Below are 16,683 nucleotides of genomic sequence, written 5' to 3'. Positions count from 1 at the left end.
CAAAGGCGACTACGCATGCATATGGACAAAATCTTCTCTCTTTCTTCTATGCTGAATGGACCTGGCGTAGTGTTTGAAAACGAAAACCCGCCTTGGCTTTCGGACTTCATCCTCAAGTCCGGAAATCTCGATACCCTCGCCGAATTCGAACCTCGTCTTTCGGATCCCGGCTACGCCGCGACCACGACCTTCAGCGATCTTGAAGGCAACAGCTTGCTGTTCCTGATGAATCTCATACCGAGGAAGAATCACCGAAACCGCTATCCGAACGGTCTCCAACAGTCCTACGGCGATCATAACAGGCTCATGATGCTCGGCATCGATAAGCTGGCCGCGGGCGACTGGAACTGGCTTCTGTCGCGCTCGATGTTCTTCAAGGAAACCTTCGTGTGCGAACTTCGCGACTATGTGAACAGCATCCAGAAGAAGTTGATCGCGGACGAGCGCTTGCGAAAGCTCGTTATGCTTTCGGCATCGTTTCACGATTACGGAAAGCTGTACCGGCGCCGATATGGGTTGGATTCGTACGATGCGGCGTTTCTCGTGCAGCCGATTCTCGACAGAATTTGCGCGACGTCTGAAGAGAGGGCGGCGACTGTGTTCTGCATTCGCAATCACGACATTGTCGAGCATGTTGGCAACGGCGCCGTACCGCTGCAGGCTGTTCTCGCTTCCTATCGCGAACTTTCGCCGGAATATCAGGAGGTGTGCTGGCCCGCTCTGTCGATGATCCAGGTGGCCGGCGCGGCGAGCCTGGGAAACGGCCGGCTCACTGAAATGAAACTAGGCCTCGGAAAGCTTCTTCTAACGGGTGAATTCGCGGAGCAGTCGGCGGATCATGTCATCCGACTCAACAGACTGATCTTCCCAGGCATGGCCCCTGACGATGCAAAACTGCTCGCTTTGTCCCGCTCGCAGTTGGCCAATCATGGGCTCGAGCAGCCGGAGTTCGTCGAGTTTTGCAATCGCGTGACGATCCGAAACTGGAATGTTCTCGGCGTCGCCCGCGCTGACATCGAGGACAGTCGTATCCGCAAGTCGTTCGACGCTATCAAGCAGCTATTCCAGATATGGAAAGGCCGGAAGAGTTACACGGATATGATCCTGCTCAATGCCAATATCACTACGGATGCGGTCAAGACGGGCGTGACGCTGTCCGGTGATCACTTCCTTACCGTTGGAGACAGTGGGTCGCAGTCTCGGCAGGTGGCCTGAGCGCATTGCTATCGCAACCGCCGCATATTGCGGGAGAGGCGTTGCGTTCGGTGCCAATGCAACCACCGCGCGGGATCGCGGGCTCGGGGTGCACGCCGAAAGGCGTGCACCCCGCGATTTCGCTCACAAACCGACGCCGCCGGGGAGCCGCGCGCCTCCTGGTCAATTCCGTGTGCCAGGCTAGCCGTTCTCAAGTTCGTCGCAGACGAGCGAGCATACTCGAACAGAGCTCTACCCAGCGCGGCAACGGTCGCGTCCGCGCGTATTCGAGGACGGCAACTATGCGCTATATCGCGAGCCGCTTCCGGCGAATTGCAGGGACGCCGGGGTCGCGGTGTGGGCCTGGTGCCTGAATGCCCAACCACGTGCACCTCATCCTGGTACTATCCGACCCCGAAGGGCTGCGCCGCGCGCTCGCGCGTGCACCGCAGCTATGCCGGGACCATTCCGGCGCGACGCAAGCGCACCGGACACTTCTGGCAAGGGCATTCGGCGCCGTCGCGATGGACGACCACTATCTTGCGGCGGCGCTGCACGCAACGGAGGCCGTGGCCGAGAAGACCGGCGATGCAGTCGGCGGGTTATTGAATGCCACGCTCGGGAATCAAAGCTTCGATCGCCGGTGCGATCGTGACCAACGCGCTCTTCATGCTCGGCGCATCGCCGTTCTTGGCGGATTGAGGCATCGCGTCCAGGCGTACAACCGGGCGGGCGGCAGGCTGCATTCCGTTGCGACACCGGCAGGGGCCCAGTCCGGACGTTGGCTCGATGCAGCGCCCAGCAAGCGTGGAGCCTGTGCCCCTTGGCCCGCGAGGGTGCCGTTGAGAGCGATCCGGATTGCCGGTCGCTCCATCCGCTCGAAGGATTTTGGAAAACAGCTGATCCGTCGGGCAAAACAGGAGCATGATGGCATCATTAGTCTGCGCGCGGTCGCCGCGACGGGCTTGGCCGGGGCTTGATCTACATCAACATGACCGCCCCCTGCGAGAACAGGTTGTAGCCAGCGCGGATGAAGCCGCGCTCGTCGCCTTCGTTCGCGAATGTAGAGGGAAGAATCATCATGCGTTTTTCGATCAAGTCCATGACGGTTTCCGGAATCGCCGCCAGCGCCCTGCTGGGACTTGCAGGCGTCACGTTCAACCCGGCGCCAGCTGCCGCAATCGTGTATTGCACGTATGTTGGCTATCCCGCCGGCTGCGTTGCGAGAGCCGGCGTCGTGCTGCGGCCCAGGCCGGTCGCGCGCGCCGCCGTCCGTCACAATGTCGGCGGCAACGCCAATGGCGGCGTCAATCGCATCGGGGTGCGACGCTGAGGACTGATTTGCGGGTTTGTCGGCAAAGGGCAAGGCTGGGGTCTCTCCATCGTGCTGGACCGGAAGCTGCACGCAGCTTCTGACAAGAATGGCGCAACGTCGTCGCAGTCTGGGCCCATCATGGGGGGGCGCGGAGCGACCAAGATGCCGCTACTGGCGTATTTCTGGAAGGTGGGCGCGGCGCTGCTCGCGCTCCTGTTCGTTGCGGATTTTTGTTTGCGGGCGCCCGTCGCCTGGAAGACGCGTGTGGACGGGCCGGCCATACGCATTTACTCGGATCGCAAATGGCCAGAGCGCGTCGTCCTCGATACCAGCTCGCCGGCAACCGTCGCCGCGACGCCTGAAATCATGCCCATGGAGAAATCGCCTCCGGCCGACGGGACGAAGCCACCGGTCATCGGGACTGAGCTTCCGGCCGTCGTCAATGCGCTTGCGATGGCGCGAACCGATCAACAGCCACGCGAAACCGTTGATCGGAAACGAGCGCGCAAGACGCGGCACATTGCGAGCCGATCAAGGCGGCAGCCACCGCAAATGGCTTTGGCGACGCGGCAGGCACAATACGCGTGGTTCGGTTACAGATACTGGTGACCGACGCAACGGCATGAGCGCTGCGCCAGACGCTGTCCCGTTCACGCGAGTGCGGCTGTTTTCGCTTCATCGAAACCAGCGTCACATCGTCCTTCAGGCAAGAGCTGGCCGGATTTGACCGTCCGAACTGATGGGCCGAGACGCACGTTCGTGTCGCGCATGAAAAAGGCCCCGGCTGATGCCGGGGCCTGAGTTCACGGGGAGGACGCGAGCTCAATAGCGAGCCGTGACGGGCGCGCCGTAACCGCCGAAGCGATAGTTCACACGCAGTGTGATCATATCGACATCCTGGCTGACACCGCTGCCGAGCAGCGTGATGCCGCCGGGTGTGACCACGCCCGCGAAGCTGGTATTGTCACGCCCCATCCAGAGATGGTCATATTCGACACCGAAGGACCAGTTCGGCGCAAAGCCATATTCCCAGCCGACACCCGCGGTGCCGCCCCAACGCGTGTGACCTGCCGAGGCGAGGCCGACGCCGGTGACGTTGTTGAAGATGTCGAAGCGATTGTGCGTCACCGCGGCGCCGCCCTTCACGTAGAACAGCGATGCGTTCCAGGCCCAGCCGAGCTGCGCGGTGAAAAGGCCGATACCGTCCGTCTTGCCCGTGGTCGAGACCAGGGGATCGATCAGGCTGACGCGCGTGTTCTTGATGTCGGCCCAATCGCCCTGCGCTTCCAGGCCGAGCACGAACTGATTGGTCTGCCAGCGGTACCCAATCTGTCCGCCGACAAGCCCACCGGAGCGATCCGCGCAACCGCTGGCGAGAGTCCCCGCAGGAGTCAGGAAATCGACGCATCCACGGCTCTGCCCCCAGCCTCCGTTGGCACCGATGTAGAACCCGCTCCAGTTATAAATCGCGACCATGGGTGCCGGCGGCGGCGCCGCCTTGACAGCCATGTCGGCCGCCATGACCGGAGTCGCCATGCTCAGCGCCGCGAAACCGATCGCAGCCATCCAGAACCTTTTCATCGTCATATCCCCTTTGCTCAGATCTCTTTCGGTCGAAAAAGCGCGCCGCTCATGCAGGCTGGGGCGCATAAGTCCGGCGAACATCTACAAAGTCTATGCGCGAGGGCCGTTTCGGCCCGTATCAAAATGGCAACACCCAAACGCGATCGCTGTGCACGTCAACGTGCTTATTCGGTATCCTGCTGTTGAGGCGCGGAAGCGCCCTGCTGATCTTCGGCGAGCCAGGCATGAATGCCGGCGGCTGGAATGAGCCGCCTCGGAACGTGGGGATTGATCGTCCCCGCAAAGACCGCAAGCCCTTCGTCGAGCTTGGCGCGCGCGAACAGCTTCGCTTCATTCTCCGTTGCAAAGGTCTTGGTCTCGCGCGGGCTCCGAACCCTCGTGAGAAGACCGCGCTTTCGCACTTCTGTTGTGACGTACCAACTCGCAACCATTGCATCCACCAGCAAACGCCCCATTGCGGTTCTGCGGCGGCGGGTGATCAAGTCGGTTGATCCAGATCAACTTGCGGCTTGACTACCTGACGTGCTGCTTCCCGCGCGGACCAATCTGCCCGGATTGAGCCGTCGTCGACTTCGGAAAGTCCGTTGGCGGGTCGGACAAAACAGGGGCATGATGGATCATCGCACTCGCCGGTCGTCCAGCTTTGGACGCCGGCTGCTCCCGCCAAGGGCACCCGACCCGTCACGCGCGCAGAGGTCGTCCTGCACAACACGAAGGACGACTGCTGGGTCATCATCCGGGGAAAGGTCTACGACATCACCGCGTGGGCTCCTCATCACCCGGGTGGCGCCGGGATCGCCCGGATGTACGCCGGCAAGGAAGCCACCGCCGAATTCGGCGACTACCACAGCGCAGAAGCTGTGGCGCACATGGCCCATTTCTGCATCGGCGAGCTCGTCGAGGCTCCCGCCGCCCTGCCTTGATCGGACACGCCGACAAACGGTTCGCCCTCTGTACCGGGCAGGAACCGTTTGCGCCGCCTTGTCCAGGATCGGAGCGCAGCACGGGAACTCGGTCGCTGCTGAAGAGTTCCTGTTGCAGGCCTACTTGTCCCAGCCACGCTCCGGAGATTCGGGTAGCGGGGTTCCAGAAACGCGCGGGGGATTCAATGACTGGTTCATCCGAGGGCGCTTCAGGCAGCGAGCCCACCGATCAGCCAAGAGTTTCGACCGGCAGCGACGGATTGGATGACATCTTGGGAGGGGGCTTCGATGCAAACCGGATGTATCTCTACGAGGGCAGGCCGGGCACCGGCAAGACCACGATCGCGCTGCAGTTCCTGCTGAAGGGTGCACGGCGCGGGGAACGGGTGCTTTACATCACGCTGTCGGAAACCAGGCGCGAGCTCGACCTCGTCGCGCGCCGCCATGGCTGGTCGCTGGACGGGGTCGATATTTTCGAGCTGGTCCCGCCGGAAACCACGCTCGACCCCGAGCGCGAGCTCACCGTGTTTCATCCCGCCGAGATGGAGCTGAGCGAAACGACCGGCCTGATTTTCAGGGAGGTCGAACGGATCAATCCGACGCGCGTGGTGCTCGACAGCCTCTCCGAGTTGCGTCTGCTTGCCCAGAGCCCGCTCCGTTACCGGCGTCAGGTGCTGGCCCTCAAACATTTCTTCACCAACCGAAATTGCACGGTCATCCTGCTGGACGATCTCTCGTCGTCACAGGACGATCTGCAACTGCATTCGATCGCGCATGGTGTGGTCATGCTCGAACAGCTCGCCATCGATTACGGCGCGGAACGGCGGCGGCTTCGCGTCGTCAAGATGCGCGGCATTCGATTTCGCGGCGGCTTCCACGATTTCACGATTGAACAGGGCGGCCTGCGAATATTCCCCCGTCTCGTCGCGGCCGAGCACCACAAGCCGTTCCTCGGTGAGTTCACGCCGAGCGGCAACGCCGAGCTGGATCAGTTGCTGGGAGGCGGCCTCGAGCGCGGCACCAACGCGCTGCTCATCGGCGCTGCCGGCGTGGGCAAGTCCTCGGTCGCGCTCACCTACGCGATCGGGGCGGCCGAACGTGGCGAGCGCGCTGCATTCTTCGCTTTCGACGAGGGGCGGGGGACGGTCGAAGCGCGGGCCCGCACGCTCGGGCTGCCGCTGGAAAAGCACGTCGAGTCCGGACTGATCCGGTTTCAACAGATCGACCCGGCCGAGCTGTCGCCGGGCGAGTTCGCCGCACGTGTGAGGGAGAGCGTCGAAGCCGACAACGCCCGTATCGTCATCATCGACAGTCTGAACGGCTACCTGAATGCGATGCCGGACGAACGATTTCTGGTCCTGCAAATGCACGAACTCCTGACCTATCTGGCGCAACAGGGGGTTCTGACGATCCTGGTTCTCGCCCAACACGGGCTGGTGGGTCCCATGGATACGCCGCTCGACATCAGCTATTTGAGCGATGCGGTCCTGATGCTGCGCTACTACGAGGTGGCCGGAACCGTGCGGCGCGCGTTGTCCGTCGTGAAGAAACGCAGCGGCAATCATGAGCACACCATCCGCGAGTTTCGTCTCGGCAGCACCGGCATCAAGCTCGGACCGCCGCTCAGGGAGTTCAGCGGCATCTTCGCAGGGAACCCGAAGTACACAGGAGTGGCAATGCCGGAGGGATCGGCCGAATGAGTGCCGATCGTGATCAACAGGTTCTCGTCTATGCGCCGATCGGTCGCGACGGACCCGCATCTGTCGAGCTTCTCCGCAGCGCGGACCTTGCAGCCATCAATTGCCGGAGCCTGCCCGACCTCGTCGACGAGATGACGGCGGGCGTGGGCGCGGTCTTGCTCGCCGAGGAAGGTTTGTTCGGGCAGGACACGACGGCCTTGGCGCAATGGATCGCGAACCAGCCGCCGTGGTCCGACCTTCCCTTCGTCATCCTCACCAGCCATCGCGAACAACCTGCCGTCGTCGCATGGCGCCGCAGTATCGTGGCCCTGCTCCGGAACGTGTCGCTGCTGGAACGACCGGTGCAGCCGATGACGCTGACCAGCGCCGTTCAGTCGGCCATGCGCGCCCGCGAGCGCCAATACGAAATCCGCGCGCTGCTGGAGGCGCGCGAGCAGACGGCCCAGCAGCTCGAAAGGCTCGTCGTCGAGCGCACACGTGCCCTGGCGGACGCCAACGAGCAATTGCGCCTGGAAATGAACGAGCGCGCCCGGGTCGAGGAGACGCTTCGCCAGGCCCAGAAGATCGAAGCCATCGGCCAGCTGACCGGCGGCGTGGCGCATGACTTCAACAACCTGCTGATGGTCATATCAGGAGGCCTCGACATGCTCGACCGTCAGGTGGACCCTGCCCGCCGCCGTCGCCTGATGGACGGGATGATCCAGGCCGCACAGCGCGGGGCCAGCCTGACCAGGCAGCTGCTTGCGTTCTCTCGCCGGCAGACGCTACGGCCCGAGCCCGTCGACGTCGCCTCGCAAATGGGCGGCATGCGCGAACTGCTCGATCGAAGCCTGAGAGGCGACGTCCACGTCGAGTTCGACTTTCCCGAGACCCTTTGGCCGGTGGAGGTCGATCCCGGCGAGCTCGAACTGGTGATCCTCAACCTCGCCGTCAACGCCCGCGACGCCATGCCGAATGGCGGCACGATTGTCGTCCGCGGGGAGAACCTGCCCGATCTGAACGACGAGCAGATCGCAGGAGACTATGTGCGCCTGTCCGTCGTCGATACCGGTGTCGGGATGGGGCCCGAGATCCTGTCTCGCGTCTTCGAACCGTTCTTCACGACCAAGGAGGTCGGAAAGGGTTCGGGACTTGGGCTCGCGCAAGTCCATGGCTTTGCGACGCAGTCACGAGGGACGGTTCGCATTCGATCGGAAGTTGGCAAGGGCACCAGCATCGAGCTCTATCTGCCGCGCTCCCGCAACGTTCCCTCCAGGGAGCGGCACCTCATCGATCTCAACATGGTGCGGCCGACGCGAAGCGCGCACGGCCAAATCCTGCTGGTCGAGGACGACGACGAGGTCGCCGCACTGGTGGGCGAGATGCTGGGGGATCTCGGTTACGAGGTGACGCGGGCCGCGAGCGGCGCGGCCGCGCTCGGTGCCCTGGCCGACGGCCGCGCCGTCGATCTCGTCTTCTCCGATATCATGATGCCGGGCGGCATGAACGGGGTCGAACTGGCGCGCGAGATCAAGAGACGCCGGAGCGGTATGCCCGTGCTGCTGACCAGCGGATACTCGGAAGCCGCTGCTCACGAGGCGCAACTTGACGGTATTCAGATTCTGCCGAAACCGTATCATATCGACGAGCTCGCGGCGGCGCTCAGCGCGGTGAGGTCGGAACCGGAGTGCGACACGGAGCCGAAGCGATCCAACGGCGGCTGACGTCTCGCGATCTCCTGTCACGAAACAGGGTCGCCGACCGCCTTCCACCCTTCGTGCTTCGCAGTCACGCTCATTTCCAATCCGCACGAAACAAGCAAGGGATCGAGACATGATGACGAAGGCCTTTCTTCTCGTCGAAGACGAGGCGCTGATCCGGATGATGCTGGCCGACATGATCGAGGAGCTCGGCCATCACGTGGCGGCCGAAGCGGGAACGATCGACGAGGCGATGTCGCTGGCAAGCTGCTCCAAGTTCGATGCCGCCATCCTCGACGTCAATGTCGACGGATCACATATCACGCCCGTCGCGGACATCCTGGCCACGCGACGAATTCCCTTCCTGTTCGCAAGCGGCTACGGCTCCGGCGGCATCCCTGACACGTTCGCCGACAGGCCGGTGCTGCGCAAGCCCTTCCAGATCGAGGAGCTGGACCGGATGGTCCGATCGCTGTGCTGAGCGGCACCGCCGAGATCCCAAGGCGCGATGAGATTGGGTCGAATTGTCATCGCGCTTTAGCGCGTTGTTCGAGCATGATCTCCGCGCAACCATGTTCCGGTTCACGCAGCGTGCAACACGCGTTTCTGGCTTGCTGAGCATCAAGCGCGGGAACCTGAACAGCCATTCAAAAAAGTTTCTCGCCAGTTCCTGCAACAGCCGAGGCCGGCAGAAGTTGACCCGCCGACGAAGCAGAAGGAGGAGGAACAGATGAAGAAGCTGACTTACGCTCTCGCGGCAGTCGCGACGCTTGCAATCGGCGCCCCCACCATCGCCAATGCGGCTGGCTTCGGCGTCTATGTCGGCGGCGACCGCGATGATTACGGCCCGCGCGCACGCATCTACGAACATGACCGCGGCTGGCATCATGGCTGGTACCACCGCGATCGCGATTACGACCGCGGCGTCGTGATCCGCCGCCATTATTGGGACGACGATTAATTCGCCATCCCGGGTCAACAAGGAGGCCTCGCTTCGGCGAGGCCTTTTTGTATCTCGACGGAATCAGCAGGACGTGGCCCGCCCGGATTTGAATGGCTTTCGCGGCATCGACTGTTTATGGTCCGGTCATGTCCCGCTTCCTGTGTCTATTCGTTGCTGCCGTTCTGTCGCTGCTGCCGGAAACCGCACCGGCCGCCCCAATCCACAAAAAGCAAGCCTGGCATGGCTACGGCTTCCTGCCGGGCTATCGCCAGCCACTGAGCAACAGCCAGCCGATCTTCATGCAGAAGAACGGCTTTCGTCGTTACGCGCGGGAAAACCAGCGCCCCTGGTATATCGATCGCGTGCCGGCCTACTACCGCTTCATCGACGGCGAATGGCACTATTTCGGCCGGCCCGGCTTCGGTGGCTCCCGCTACAATGGCGGCAGCTTCGGTCCGTGCTGGACGCGGACGCCGATCGGCGCGATCTGGAATTGCGGCTGATCATCCTTCACCTCTCGCCGACCGGGAGAGGTGAAACGGACACCGTGGCAGGATCAAAAAAGCACACCGGCCGTCATTCAACGATACGGTCCATGTCCCGCTCACCGCTGCGGCCGGGAGTGTGCTCCCTAGCGGAAATAACCCAGCACGAGATCGATGTCCGAGCTAAGCGGCACCGTACCGTTCAGCTCGGCATCGATGACGCGGCGGCAGGCTTCGATCGCGGCGTGGTCGCCGAGATCATTGGCGGCCTCCAGCACGAGCCATGCGGCGTCGACCGTGGCCTTCTCCGGAGCCGAGCCGCCGGTGTCGCCAACGAGGCTCTTGTTAAGGCTCTTGTTCTTGCGAACTGCGGTACCGAATTGAGGCAACATTGCAAAGACTCCCTCGACGTCCCGTTCAGTGAACCTGGTGGAGCTCGGGCTGACGACCCGTCGCGGGATCGGCACCGGCGCTGTTCTTGCGCGACTGGTAGAACTTCAGAATGCTGCGCGAGGTCTCGATCTTGAGCCGGCCGAAATCGCGCTCGTTGTCATGGAGTTCGCGCGCCGTGATCAGGTGATCCTTGGCGCCGAGGAACAGCAGCGACATCGTCGTGTCCCAGGAAAAGTCGAGCGCCTTGCACAGCACCAGGATCATCTCCCGGTTGCGGTCCATCAGCGCCCGCTCGATCACGTCGACCGGCAGCGACGACAGCAGCGACAGGCCGATCTGCACCTCGTCGAAACGATGCTGACGCGCATAGTTCGAGATCGAGACCTGATTGAGGTTGCCCTGCCGGTACTGCGTCGTCACCACGCGCTTGGCGACGAAATAGCTGCGCGAGGACGGGCCGAACTTGGACTGCAGATCGCCGGTGACCTCGGTCACCGAGCTCTGGATCTGCGACATCATCTCGGGACGCTCGGTCTCGAGCCGGCGGCGGACATCTTCCGACGCCTTGGCGATGAGCTGCTGGAAGATGTGGCGCGGCACGTCCTTGCGCAGACCGAGCTGCTCGGCGAGGATCGAATCGCCTTCGGCACGGCGGACCATGTGCAGCAGGCCCGAACCCGAGAAGCGCGCGCCCTCGTTCCTGGCGACGGCGGTGACAACCTCCTGGTTACCACGTTTGACGAGCACATCGGTCACGGCCTCGCCGATCGCCTGACGCTGGGAGATCGCGAGCAGATGCGCCTGGCCCTTGGTCATGGCGCTCTCGACCAGCACCTTCTCGTCGATGCGTTTGGAGTCGCGCAGCACGGGGCCTGCGACCGCGATCTCGTCATCGAGGGCGAGCTTCTCGATGACGTTGAGAGGGGCGTGATCGCAACCCGCCATCAATTCGGAGAGCTGCGCCCGCGCGGCGAGCTCGATCTCGTCGGCGAGCCGGCCGATGACCTCGCCGAACATGCTGATGTCGTCATCGACATAGCGGCCGGTGATCAGAAGGTCGGTCGCATGCCACAGCGCCTTGGCCCGGCTCTCGTCGGTACCGCGCGCGATCGCGTCGTCCAGATCTTGTAGAAGCGTCGTCGCCCCGTTCATGTCGATAACCCCAGTTCCTGGCGCGCCATCCTGCGTCTACGGGCAGGACTCCGGATTGCTCTGGAACCAACGCTAGAGATCAAACGCGAGAATCCGGTAAAATCGTCGCAGCAGTTTGCCGACGAAAATTCGTTCAAATGCGAGGGAATGGGTTTACCGGCGCCAAGGCGGTGCGCTCCCTCTCCCGCTTGCGGGGAGAGGTAAGAGGAGCCCGCGGCTCGATCTCTCCAGGGTGAACTTCGCTCTACGGATTCTGTGGCGTCAGCACCAGCGGCGGCTTCGGCCTGGGTTTTGCGGGCGGCAGGCCTGGGGCGGGCCGCACGTCGATCGGCGGCGGCAGCGGCGCCACCTGCTGGCTTGCCAGCGGCGCACTCGGCGCGGCGGGCGCGGCAAGCGGCGCCCTCGGCGTCGGTGCGGCCCTAGGCTCAACCCTCACCTTCGGCGGTGGGCGGCGCGGATCGCGTCCCGGCAACGGCACCTCGGTCAGCGCCGGCGGCGGCTCCGGTTCGGGCGAGACCAGTGTCGGCAGCGCGGCGGTCGCAGGCGGCGGCTCGCCGCGCTCGATCGCATCCAGCCGCCGCGTCTCGCGGTCGATCGTGCGCACCGCAAGCCATGACGACAGCGGCGTGAGATCGACGGTGCGGCTGAGCTTGTCGGGCGGACCTGCCGCAAACAGCTGGATCTCCGGTGGGGCGCCGGAGAGGCCGGTCATGATCGGCGTCAGGCTGGCGCGGATATCGGCCTGATCGGCCGGAATGTCGTAACCGCCGGAGACGATGGCGCGGGCGTTCTTGGCTTCGAGCGGGGTCGCACCGACGCGCAGGCGGCCGTCGCGGATCGTGAACGGAATCTGTGCGGAGGCGACCGCTATGGGAGCCGCCGACAATGCGGGCTCGACCAGCTGACGCAACCTGGCGTCATCGCTCACCTGCCCGCCATCGCTGGCGCGGATGGCGATCTCGAAGGCGCGGGGATTGAGGCCGCTGATTTCAGCCGAGTCCAGTGTCACCGTGCCGTTGCCGGCGAGCGCGCCTGTCAGCGCCGAGACGCTGCGGCCCTGGCTCGTCAGCGTCATCTGCACCGAGGCGCGTCCCTTGGGCAGCGCGAGATCGCGATAGCGCAGCGAGGTCGCATCGACATTGGTGAGATCGAGATGCGCGTTCAGCGCCAGACCGTTGGCGCCGTTGCGCGCATCGAGGCTTGCCGCCATCTCGCCGCCACCGAGGCCGCCCTTGAGCGCATCCAGCGCGAGCGACTGGCCGTCGCCCCTGATCATGCCGCTGAACGGGCGCAGCTCGATGCCGCCGGGCAGGCTGCCACGCAACGCTTGAAACGCGATACGGCCGCGCCAGCCAGTGACGAGACCGGCGCTGAGCGCCTCGCCGCTGCCCCGTCCGGCCGCGCCGATCGCCAGCGCCAGCGCCGGCGCCAGATCGAGCGTGTCGAGCCCGACCTCGCCGTCGAGGGTTTTCTCCTGGTCGAGCGTCATGACGAGACGGCCGCGCAGATGCGAACCCGCAGCGGTGCTGTCGAGATCGTCAAAGGTCAGGCGATTGCCTGACAGCGTGAGGCGGGAGGACAGGTTTACAGTCTGGGCCGATTTGTCGGCCGGACTGGTCCCGAACAGCGGCGCCAGATTGGCGTTGCGCACGTGCAGATTGACGTTGGCCTTCGGCTCCGACGCCGACAGTTCGAGGCTCCCTTGCGCATCCGCATCCAGCCCGCCGCCACTGAGCCTTGCGTTCAGTTGCATCGGCCGGCGCCATGCGCCGCTCAGCTTGCCCGCGAACTGTGAAGCGCCCTCGCCCGCAGCGGCGATGCGATCGAGACCGAGCAGCTCGGTCAGCGCGGCGGCCTGGGGTGCCGAGACCTTCGTCTCCAGCGTAAAGTCGCTGGTGCGCAATTTCTCGATGTCGATGCCGTTCACCGCCGCCACGGGCGTTTGCGCGGTGAGCGTGGCGGTGGCCTTGAGCTGCGGCGCATCCAGGTCGAAGACGGCGTGCGCGTCGCTGCGATCAGCGTGGTCGGCGCTCTTGTCGAGGCTGAGGTCGAGCTTCAACCGCGTCGCGCCGGGCAGCGCCGGGATGGCATCGAAGCGGGCGCGCACGGCGGGCGCGATCGGCTCGAGCAGCGCCGTGAGGTCGCGGAGCGAGTTGGCCGACGATGTCAGTGCGAGCCTGCCGGTGGCCTTGGTACGATCAAAGCTGCCGCTCGCCTCCGTGGTCACGCCGCTCGCCTGGCCGAACCGCAATTGCTCCAGCGACAACGACGCCGGACCGTAGCCGAGCCTGGCTGCGAACGGCCGCAACTCCTGCCCCGCCGAGATCGCACGGCCGATGTCGAGCGAGAGCTTTGCTTCCTCCGGCCATTCGCCTTGAGGGCCGGCGAGCGCGCGCACGAAGCTCGCGGCGGCATCGAGGTCGAGACGGTCGGCCTTGAGATCGGCATCGATCCGCGAGCCCTTGCTGGCGCCCGTTTGGACGAAAGCAATGCGGCCCTCGACCGCCCCGCCTTCGATGTCGGCCTTCAACTTGTCGATGGCGAGATGGTTGGCGGCGATTGTCACGTCGCCGGCGAGGCGTAACGGCCGCGTGCTGCGCCTGACGATTTCGTTGCGGCCCTGGAGCCAGGCCACGAGCGTATCGGGATCGGAGGACTCGACGCTCAGGCGGCCGCTAAAGCTGTCGGCGCCGGGCGTGGCGCCATTGAGCGACAGCTGCGTCATGCCGGGCGCGCGCAGCTCGAGCCGCTGGAAGGTCCAGGATCGACCATCGGTCTGCAGCTCGGTCGTGATGTTCTGGAGCGGGCGGCCGCCCAGCATGATCTGGTCGGCGTTGAACTCGATCTGCGCCGGGATCGGCGCCTGCGGGATCGCCGCAAGCCCTGCGCGCAGCGCCGGCAAAATGCGCAGCGGTTCGGCATCGTCTCTGCCCGCGAGCTTGTCGGCATCGACCTGCCGCGCGGACAGGACCGCACGCAGGAGCGGGGACGCGCCAAACCTGAGATCGCCGACGCCGCCGATCTTCAGCGCGGCATCCTCAGGGCCAAAGCTCGCGTCGATCTGGTCGAATTTGGCGCCTGCCGGATCGGCCTTGAGTTTTGCGGTGAGCTTCCACGGCACTGGTCCCGCCTCGCCTGCCTTCTTCGTCGGGGGCACGGCCAGCGTCAATGCGCCGTCGAATTTCGGCTGGCGGTTGTCGAAGGCAAGCACGCCTTCGAGATCGGCCGACACCGCGCGCTCGCCGGGATCGATATTGAGGTGCAGACGCGTGGCGCTGCCGTCGGGGCTCGGGCCGGAGGACACGCGGAACGGATAGCGTACCCCTCTGGCGGTGAAATTGCCGTCGCCCCGCACCGAGCCCGCGAGCGAGCGCACGTCGCCGGAGAAGACGATGTCGTTGAGCTCCAGCGTCGAGCGGCTGGCCGCGTCGTGAAGCGCGATGCGGCCGGTGAGGTTCAGCCGCTCGATGGCGAGCGAAGCCAGGTTGAAGGTGCCGCTCGCGGTGGACGGCAAATCGACCTTGCCGCGGGCATCGAGGCCGAGGTCCAACGCCATGCCGCCAATCGAAAGCTCGGTGGCGCGCCATTCACCGCGCATCAGGGAGCTCAGGCTGAACTCGACGTCGAGCTTGTCGGCACGCAGACGGCCGAGATCGTTGTTGCCGCCGAAGGTGACGGAGCGCAGCCGCAGCGTCGGCGCCGGCAAGAGCCGCGCATCCAGCTCGCCCCCGACGCGCACCGGCACCCCGATGATGCGGGTCGCCTCCGCCTCGAACTGGGGCCTGAACTGGTTCCAGTCGATGAAATAGGGCCCGATCAGCGCAGCCAGAAGCGCTAAAATAAAGGCAATCGCCAATCCGAGCAGCGTCGTCTGCACGGGTCTCCCCTCGGCCAGCCGGCACCCGGGTCAAACCCAAGCCTTCAATCAAGCTTCAGGCGCGCCGGAACTGCCCTTATATAGAAAGAAGTGTGGCGAAGTCACAGCGACTGTTGCGCGCCGAGGTTAATGCCCCCGGCCATCACCAGCTGGCCGGCAGACGCTTCAGGCCCCGCAGCACGAAGGTCGGCCGCCATTCCGGGTTTTCGACGTCGTCGATGCGCAAATCCGGCAACCGTCGCAACAGCGTGGCGACGGCAATCTCGGCCTCGATGCGCGCCAATTGGGCCCCCAGGCAGAAATGGATGCCGCCGCCGAACGACAGCGGCCGGACGTTTGGCCTGGTGATGTCGAGGCTATCTGGGCGATCGGGATAGACAGCCGGGTCGCGGTTGGCCGAGCCGAGCAGGCAGAGCACGGTCTCGCCCTTGGGGATCCTCTTGCCACCGAGATCGTCGATATCCTCCAGCGTGACGCGGCCGGTCATCTGCACCGAGGAATCATAGCGCAGAAATTCCTCGATCGCGTTGGTCATGAGCTCGGGCCTCGCCTTCAGCAGCGCGAGCTGGTCCGGATTGCGATGGAGCGCCAACAGGCCGTTGCCGATCAGGTTGACAGTGGTCTCGTGCCCGGCGCCGAACAGCAGGATGATGTTGGCCGTCAGCTCTTCGTTGGTGAGCTTGTTGCCGTCTTCCTCGGCCTGCACGAGCTGGGTCGTGAGATCGTCCCCCGGATTGCGGCGGCGCAGCTCGAACAGCTGCTGAAAATACATCTGCGCCATCATGTTGCCGGCGTTGCCCTTCGCGATCTCCTCCCGCGTGAGGGGAACCGGATCGAGCAACCGCCCGCCATCGCGCGAGCTCTTGTAGAAGGCCTCGCGGTGATCCTCGGGAATGCCGAGCATCTCGCAGATGATCGTGACAGGCAGGCGGAACGCAAAATCCTCGATCAGGTCCATATGGCCGCGCTCGATCACCGCATCGATGGCCTGATCGACGATCTCCTGGATGCGCGGACGCATGTCCTCGACCCGCCGCGCGGTGAAGGCCTTCACCACGAGGCCGCGCAGGCGGGTGTGATCGGGCGGATCGGACTGCAGCATCCAGTGGCTCATGCTGCGGAAGACCGGCTCCTCCATGATCTCGGGGCTATAGCGGCGCTTGGAGCGCTCGACGAAATCCTTGCCGAAGCGCTTGTCGCGCATCACGAGGCTCACGTCGGCATGACGGCTGGCCACGAATTGGCCGAACGGCGTGACATGGACCGGGTCGATCCTGCGCAGCCGGTCGTAATGCGGATAGGGATCGCGGATGAAATCCGGCGACAACGGATTGAACAGCGGATCACCGCCTGCGGCTTGCACTTGCTCGTTCATGGTGACCTCACATCGGTTGCCGCATGACACGATACGCAGAGCGCAGCCAGGAGCCCGGCGTAA

At 64.4% G+C, this 16,683-nt stretch carries 16 protein-coding genes and 1 pseudogene; 10 read left to right on the top strand and 7 right to left on the bottom strand.

What is annotated here, in order from left to right; translation table 11 throughout:
* Positions 1-15 precede the first annotated feature (15 nt).
* Entirely contained in the window at positions 16-1,215 is a 1,200-nt protein-coding gene (locus tag BM222_RS11345) for a hypothetical protein (RefSeq protein ID WP_143105936.1), read from the top strand.
* A gap of 458 nt (positions 1,216-1,673) precedes the next feature.
* Positions 1,674-1,943 (top strand): annotated as a pseudogene (locus BM222_RS40990) (calcium/proton exchanger); the annotation flags it as partial.
* A 232-nt stretch (positions 1,944-2,175) separates the two neighbouring features.
* Here BM222_RS40990 and BM222_RS42815 read toward each other — a convergent pair.
* Positions 2,176-2,298, bottom strand: coding sequence for a hypothetical protein (locus tag BM222_RS42815; protein ID WP_283810228.1), 123 nt, complete (start codon positions 2,296-2,298; stop codon positions 2,176-2,178).
* On the opposite strand from BM222_RS42815, the gene BM222_RS11335 reads away from it, so the two are divergent.
* Together BM222_RS11335 and BM222_RS11330 are read left to right on the top strand one after the other, a co-directional pair.
* Positions 2,297-2,527 carry a hypothetical protein gene (locus BM222_RS11335; RefSeq protein ID WP_244547091.1) on the top strand — a complete coding sequence of 77 codons (231 nt, stop codon included), beginning with the start codon at positions 2,297-2,299 and terminating at the stop codon, positions 2,525-2,527. The two genes, BM222_RS42815 and BM222_RS11335, sit on opposite strands and share 2 nt — an antisense overlap.
* Before the next feature lie 51 nt (positions 2,528-2,578).
* Positions 2,579-3,118, top strand: a complete 540-nt coding sequence (locus BM222_RS11330) for a hypothetical protein (protein WP_143105935.1) — start codon at positions 2,579-2,581, stop codon at positions 3,116-3,118.
* Between the two features lie 213 nt (positions 3,119-3,331).
* Here BM222_RS11330 and BM222_RS11325 read toward each other — a convergent pair whose 3' ends face one another.
* Positions 3,332-4,090 (bottom strand): outer membrane protein, encoded by a 759-nt coding sequence (locus tag BM222_RS11325; protein ID WP_092228433.1) that lies wholly within the window; start codon positions 4,088-4,090, stop codon positions 3,332-3,334.
* 167 nt (positions 4,091-4,257) lie between these two features.
* Positions 4,258-4,524: a hypothetical protein gene (locus tag BM222_RS11320; RefSeq protein WP_177243163.1), complete on the bottom strand. Its 267-nt coding sequence runs from the start codon at positions 4,522-4,524 to the stop codon at positions 4,258-4,260.
* A gap of 153 nt (positions 4,525-4,677) precedes the next feature.
* Between BM222_RS11320 and BM222_RS11315 the strand changes: the two genes are divergently transcribed.
* The 6 genes from BM222_RS11315 (at position 4,678) to BM222_RS11290 (ending at position 9,841) form a co-directional block, all read left to right on the top strand.
* Entirely contained in the window at positions 4,678-5,016 is a 339-nt protein-coding gene (locus BM222_RS11315; protein WP_244547090.1) for a cytochrome b5-like heme/steroid binding domain-containing protein, read from the top strand.
* Positions 5,017-5,201: 185 nt separating this feature from the next.
* Positions 5,202-6,716, top strand: a complete 1,515-nt coding sequence (locus tag BM222_RS11310; protein WP_092228342.1) for an ATPase domain-containing protein — start codon at positions 5,202-5,204, stop codon at positions 6,714-6,716.
* On the top strand, positions 6,713-8,419 hold the full coding sequence (locus BM222_RS11305) for a response regulator (protein ID WP_092228341.1): 1,707 nt from the start codon (positions 6,713-6,715) through the stop codon (positions 8,417-8,419). The genes BM222_RS11310 and BM222_RS11305 overlap by 4 nt, the downstream gene beginning before the upstream one ends.
* A gap of 109 nt (positions 8,420-8,528) precedes the next feature.
* Positions 8,529-8,876 (top strand): response regulator, encoded by a 348-nt coding sequence (locus tag BM222_RS11300; protein WP_092228340.1) that lies wholly within the window; start codon positions 8,529-8,531, stop codon positions 8,874-8,876.
* Between the two features lie 249 nt (positions 8,877-9,125).
* The gene (locus BM222_RS11295) at positions 9,126-9,356 is read left to right on the top strand and encodes a hypothetical protein (RefSeq protein WP_092228339.1); all 231 of its coding nucleotides are present in this window, start codon (positions 9,126-9,128) and stop codon (positions 9,354-9,356) included.
* Positions 9,357-9,484: 128 nt separating this feature from the next.
* Entirely contained in the window at positions 9,485-9,841 is a 357-nt protein-coding gene (locus BM222_RS11290) for a hypothetical protein (protein WP_177243151.1), read from the top strand.
* A gap of 128 nt (positions 9,842-9,969) precedes the next feature.
* Here BM222_RS11290 and BM222_RS11285 read toward each other — a convergent pair whose 3' ends face one another.
* The 4 genes from BM222_RS11285 to BM222_RS11270 all read right to left on the bottom strand — a co-directional run bounded on the left by BM222_RS11285 (position 9,970) and on the right by BM222_RS11270 (position 16,620).
* Positions 9,970-10,215, bottom strand: coding sequence for a hypothetical protein (locus BM222_RS11285; protein ID WP_092228337.1), 246 nt, complete (start codon positions 10,213-10,215; stop codon positions 9,970-9,972).
* 25 nt (positions 10,216-10,240) lie between these two features.
* Positions 10,241-11,368, bottom strand: a complete 1,128-nt coding sequence (locus BM222_RS11280; RefSeq protein ID WP_092228336.1) for a DUF2336 domain-containing protein — start codon at positions 11,366-11,368, stop codon at positions 10,241-10,243.
* Between the two features lie 244 nt (positions 11,369-11,612).
* Positions 11,613-15,245: an AsmA family protein gene (locus BM222_RS11275; RefSeq protein ID WP_092228335.1), complete on the bottom strand. Its 3,633-nt coding sequence runs from the start codon at positions 15,243-15,245 to the stop codon at positions 11,613-11,615.
* A gap of 142 nt (positions 15,246-15,387) precedes the next feature.
* Entirely contained in the window at positions 15,388-16,620 is a 1,233-nt protein-coding gene (locus BM222_RS11270; RefSeq protein WP_092228334.1) for a cytochrome P450, read from the bottom strand.
* Positions 16,621-16,683: the final 63 nt, after the last annotated feature.

This window comes from Bradyrhizobium sp. Gha (assembly GCF_900113735.1).
GTDB lineage: Bacteria > Pseudomonadota > Alphaproteobacteria > Rhizobiales > Xanthobacteraceae > Bradyrhizobium.
The sequence above is the reverse complement of the archived record's forward strand: the minus strand, read 5'-3'. Positions and strand labels throughout refer to the sequence as shown.